The sequence below is a fragment of the bacterium genome (assembly GCA_035527515.1).
Taxonomy (GTDB): domain Bacteria; phylum B130-G9; class B130-G9; order B130-G9; family B130-G9; genus B130-G9.
Window position 1 is genome coordinate 1 of the sequence record DATLAJ010000172.1, and the last position, 5488, is coordinate 5488.

At 58.4% G+C, this 5488-nt stretch carries 4 protein-coding genes and 2 tRNA genes; all 6 read left to right on the top strand.

The genetic code is table 11. The features are described from left to right. On the top strand, positions 1–867 hold an 867-nt coding region (locus VM163_14000; protein ID HUT04994.1), incomplete at its 5' end, for a hypothetical protein. 80 nt (positions 868–947) lie between these two features. Beyond that, positions 948–1283, top strand: a complete 336-nt coding sequence (locus VM163_14005; protein HUT04995.1) for a hypothetical protein — start codon at positions 948–950, stop codon at positions 1281–1283. Continuing rightward, positions 1267–2076 (top strand): SDR family oxidoreductase, encoded by an 810-nt coding sequence (locus VM163_14010; GenBank protein ID HUT04996.1) that lies wholly within the window; start codon positions 1267–1269, stop codon positions 2074–2076. Before VM163_14005 ends, VM163_14010 begins: the two co-directional genes overlap by 17 nt. 207 nt (positions 2077–2283) lie before the next feature. Beyond that, a complete protein-coding gene (locus VM163_14015) occupies positions 2284–4860 on the top strand; it encodes a hypothetical protein (GenBank protein ID HUT04997.1) in 2577 nt (858 codons plus the stop codon). Between the two features lie 289 nt (positions 4861–5149). Continuing rightward, positions 5150–5224, top strand: a tRNA-Ile gene (locus VM163_14020). Between the two features lie 52 nt (positions 5225–5276). Further along, positions 5277–5349: transfer RNA gene (locus VM163_14025), tRNA-Ala, on the top strand. The last annotated feature ends 139 nt before the right edge of the window (positions 5350–5488 follow it).

Consider the following 5488-nt stretch of genomic DNA (forward strand, 5'->3'; position numbering starts at 1 on the left):
TTGGCGCGTGAAGAGAGTTGGATATTGGATGACTTCCCTTCGCTACGTTTCTTTGGCGCATGCGCAGGCGCTAACTCATATTTCTGGCTAGAAGCACAAGACCAGGGGGGCGGGACTATCCTCTCGCTTCTTAAACCGGCAAGGATGATACAGGTTGACGCGGTGAATAGGACCATCGAGGAGGTCGCATGGCTGGACGGGATTCCTATCGCCGCATTGGTATGGGATTGGCGTGGATTATGGGTTTTTGCGGGCGGTTCATTTGGTGAGGATGAGCGGATGCCGTTAGGGGTAGCGTTCTGGTCATTTCAGGATACAACGCCCGAGGTTTCCCGGCTGTTGCCGGACAGGGCAGGGTCGGACAGTGCTCGGCCGGGCGGAGGGATTGGCGGGCGCATATACTACGGCATGCAGAGAATGGCCGTTGACGACATACCCACTCTATGGTTTGCCACGGATAAGGCGGTCTGCCGGTGGACACCGGATCCTGAGCTGATCCCGATGCCGTATGAGGCGCGGATTGAGGCGCGGGCGAAGGGAGGAGGCGAGGTCGAGGTGGAGATAGAGTTCGACAACCTGCGCATCATTCGCAACGACGCGACGCTTCACCTCAAGGCAGAGTATCTGCGCGAGGGAGAGGATGAACCCATCCCCCTGCAAGAGCATATAAGCGTCTATCACGAGTTTCAGCCGCAGGAGACGTTCCGCTACTCGTTCGAGTACTTCCCGTTCGTGCTGCCGTCAATGGACAGGATACGTTACTCCGTATATACAACTTATATCGACGTCAACGCCCCACCAGCCACACCGGAAGACGAGCCGATAATCACCTCGAACGTCGCGACGGCCGAGGTGACGCTAAACTGACCCGATGCAAAGCCTCGCACGTTCCGAGCTCGGCCAGGTTACGGGAGCGGAGGCTCTCCGCCTACGACGGGAACGGGGCGATGAGTGCCCACGGCACACGGGTGACACATTTCGATGTGCACCGCAAGCTGGCGCCTCGCACGTTCCGAGCTCGGCTTATCTGCCGAAGCGACAGGGACGGGACGACGACGTGGGATTACTACTACAATTATGATGGCCGGCTATATGGCATTGACAAGGACTCGTCGAGCGTCCAGACGAATACATATAACCCCGACGGGACAAGGCGCTCTATTGGCAACGGAGGCAACATGGGAGCTCAAAGAATCTTGATTGTGGTTGGAGTAACGATCGGCGGCCGCGCTGGCGGCTGCTGTCATTTTGGGTGGAGAGGGACCTATGGAACTGGGGCTTAAGGGCAAAGTAGTTGTAGTCTGCGGCGCAAGCGGCGGCCTGGGCAGGGCGACCGCTGAGGCGTTCGCAAAGGAAGGCTCGAAGGTGGTCATCGCATCACGCAACGAGGCGGCCTTGAAGCAGGCGGCAGCAGAGATCATCGGAAGCACATCGGAGAACATGGTCGAGGCGCCCATTGTGGCGCCTGTGGTGGCCGACCTCTCGACGAGTGAGGGCATAGACATGTTGATTGATACCGCAGTGGAGCAGTTCGGGGCAGTTCACGTCCTCTTCACCAACACCGGCGGCCCGCCCGCAGGGGCGTTTTCGGACTTCGCGGACGACGACTGGCAGCGCGCCTTTGAGCAGCTATTGCTCTTCGTAGTCCGAATCATCCGCAGGGTCCTGCCGATCATGAAGAGGCAGAACTTTGGCCGAATCATCAACAACACCTCGATAGCGGTTAAGGAGCCGATACCAGAGCTTTTACTCTCCAACGTCTTCCGAAGCGGCGTCGTGAGTCTCGCCAAGACGCTCTCGCGCGAACTTGCTCAACACAACATTCTCATAAACAACCTCTGCCCAGGCTACCACGCCACAAGGCGCGTCGAGCAGCTCGTCGCCTCGAATGCCAAGAGGCTCGGCAAATCCGAGCAGGAGGTGCTGGACGGGATCGCCTCGACCATACCCGTTGGTCGGCTCGGACGGCCAGAAGAACTCGCGGCGGCCGTTGTGTTCCTTGCGTCGGATGCGGCGAGCAACATCACTGGCGCTACGATACAGGTTGATGGCGGCGCGATGCGGGGCCTCTTCTAAAGTCTTGCTCCCAGGTTACGCCAGAAACCGCCACCGGTTGCATCTCGCCGCCACCAGACAACTCGCTCCCGCGCAACCGCTGCCGCATCACGAGGTCTCTTGGCAGAGGCCGCAGGATCGTGGTAACATTACTATATATTGGCCTATCGCAAGATGAACCTAAGGACCAATTGTAGGCAAAAAGCGGAATTGATTAGGAGTTTAGGCATGAATCGACGCTTATGCATGAGATCGGTTGTTTTCGTCTGCCTTTTGCTTGCGACGCTGACTTGCGTATCCGGGGCGCAGACGATCTTACCCTCGAGCACGATCATTAACTGGACAGATCTGTGGCTGAATTCCCTATTCGCTGATTTCTGGGTGAAGAACGGGGCCTTCTGTTATAGGACTGATGGAGGCATAGTTTATGGCCGGACTGATGACGGGTCCTACACAGTGTTCACAAACGGTAACGGTCTCCCTGGTGCTCGCTCCGTTTTGCGATTGGCGGCTGATTCGCTCGGGCTGTTGTGGGTTAAGTTCGACTTGCGCTACGACGACCCCCGGCCAGAGTTACAGGTTTTTGATGGCATCGAGTGGCGGGAAGTCGGCGAAGGAGAGAGCTTCCATCTCCTACCGGATGGCAACTATGGTGTCTGGGCCTGGCTTGGGGAGTCGCTGAAGCACTATGGCTTGAAACCGCCTTCGGAGGGAGAATACGACTCACGCGACTATGGTCTTGAGAGGTGGCCATTTCGGTCCGGTATTGACTCGGATGGTCACCTGTGGGGCATCGGTCCGGCCCCCTACGATGAAGATGGGCCGAATAGGATATACAGTTTCGATGGACAGAATCTCACTTCCTATCAGCCACCGGGGGGGTTAGAGCCCGAGCGGGTCCTCCGCGTCGATTCGCGGGACAGAAAATGGTTCGGGGTAGCGGATGAGCGGATCGGTCGGCTAGATGGTGACGCGTGGTCGATCTGGGGTGTCGAGGATGGTCTGCCAGAGGGTGTGGGTTGGACGGAGATCGCATTCGATGAGAATGCCCGGCCCTACTTCCTGGGAGAGGAAGACGTCGTGACAGATCCGTCGTTTGAGGTTCTGGTGCACTTCGACGGGGTCTTTTGGCAAGAGGTGCAGCTGCCGGGGGGAGCGGACGTCTGGCTGGCGAGTATAGCCTCCGATGAGGCGGGGACTCTGTATGGTCTGTGCGAGGCGCCGATCTATAGCCGCTCGCTGTATAGGCTTGGGGGTGACGCCTGGGAGAAAGTGACCGAGATAACGTCTCCGGTTACCGGACGTGAAGTATCTAACGTCGCAGCTGACAAGGAAGACGGTGTCTGGTTCTACTCCTATAGCTGTTACACGGGAAGGTCATCCATTACCCACATGGGTTCGCAGGGGTTCACGATCTTCGACGACTACTCAGAAGATGGGTTCCACGTGATTAAGGTCGATTCGGACAACAACAAGTGGTTTGGCGGCTCAGCACTGCTCGTAACAAAGGACATGCAGGACGTCTTCTACGCGCCCTCCAGCCGATACATCTGGGACATCGCATTTGCGGCAGACGGGACCGCTTACGTTGCGTGCACGGGGAGGCTCTATCGGATTACGGCGGATAAGGTCTCCTTCGATGACATGAGCTGGGTCTGCAATGGAGCGATATGGGATGTGGAGGTCGGGCCCGATGGGAAGACGGTTTGGCTTGCGCTGGGGACGGACTTCTCTCCTTATAGTGGGGCTCGCGGCGCGATAGTCTATGACGACGGGTCGGGCTGGCGCGAGCTTGGTCTCCCGTATAACTACAATGAGTATAAAGGCGTCATCTCTTTAGAGATTGACAGAGACGAGCGCGTTTGGGCCCTTTTGTATGATAATTTCTTCTATTCTACTAACGGAGTGTGGCTGTTCGATGACCCCGGTTGGCACCGTCTCACAGCGCGGGGAGGCGTCGAGCTCTATCCTCGGTATCCGATCACGCTGGATAGCCAGGAGAACCTTTGGTTCTACGGAACGATAGCGATGCCCTCCGGGGAGTGGTACTATCTGGTGACGCGCGGTTTATTTAGGTTCGACGGTCAGGATTGCACAGCTTGGACGCAGATGGATGGCATTCTGCCAAGCATCAGCGACCAAGGGGTCACGCCCGACAGTGTTGGCGCTATCTCGGAGGACCAGTATGGCAACATGTGGCTGGCCGGGGAGGGCGTAAGTGTGCTCCTGGCGGAGGAGTCGCTAGAGGTTGACCCGAGTCTTGGGGGCGCGACAGGCCCTGAACAGGACCCGCAATACCAGCCGGGCTCGCGCCTTCTCGCATCAACCGCCCTCCAGTATCTGGCGCCCTCGACCAGCGTTGACCTCTACGTTGCGATTCAGGTGCCGAGCGGGCAGTTGTTCTACGTTGCGGCTCGAGAGGCCGCGCCTCCGTTTCCGATATTCTACGCGGCGTTCGAGGGCAGCACGGAGTTCTTGGAGCCGGGGCCTGATTACACCGGGCCGGGCTCGATACCCAACACGCCGGACATGAAGGACCTCGCCGCGCCGGCATTGCCACTGCCTGACCCACCCGACGGCAACGGCCCGACCGGCCTCGCGCTCTTTGCCTACCCCGTGCCCTACTTCGCGAACGTCCCGTTGCCCGCATACGGCTCCATCGACGACCTCGTCCTCCTGAACACCACCCTCCCCGAGCAGGCCCCAGCCGGCGCATACACGTTCCACATCGGCCTCACCGGCCCCTTCTCAATCAAGAACGTCTATCGCTCCGCCTCCTGCCCCTTTGAGGTGAAAGACGATTGATGGTAGTTCTGTCCACGAAGGGCCACGAAGGAGCACGAAGGGCGTCCAGGCCACCCTCGGCCCAAGCTGTGGGAGCGGAGGCTCTCCGGTCGCGGAGGGGGTATGGGGGACACGCGATGGCTGTCCCCCATCAAGCGGCCTTGACCCTCTCAAGCACTATCTCCGAGCCTTTGGTGAGAACCCACCGGTTGCATCGCACCGCCACCAGACAACTCGCTCCTGCGGAACTGCTGGTTCTGAGTTAGGTGGCTTGACAGATCGAGAGCCTGAGCATTATGTTTGTGGCGACGGGCCTATAGCTCAGTTAGGTTAGAGCGCGCGCCTGATAAGTGCGAGGTCCCTGGTTCGAGCCCAGGTAGGCCCACTTAAGAGTTTTATCGCCTCGTCCGAGTTTATTTAGGGAGAGGTGTTTTGGTGGGGGTGTAGCTCAGTTGGGAGAGCACCTGCTTTGCACGCAGGGGGTCAGCGGTTCGAATCCGCTCATCTCCACTTTTTATTCTTTTGTTTTGAGCGTTCTCGCCTTTAGTTTGGCCTTGCCCAAGACCACTTCTGTGGTCACCACTCGGTTCTTGCCTTTTCTCTTGGCTACCTGGAGGGCCTTGTGGGTAAGCGCCATCAGCTCGTTCTT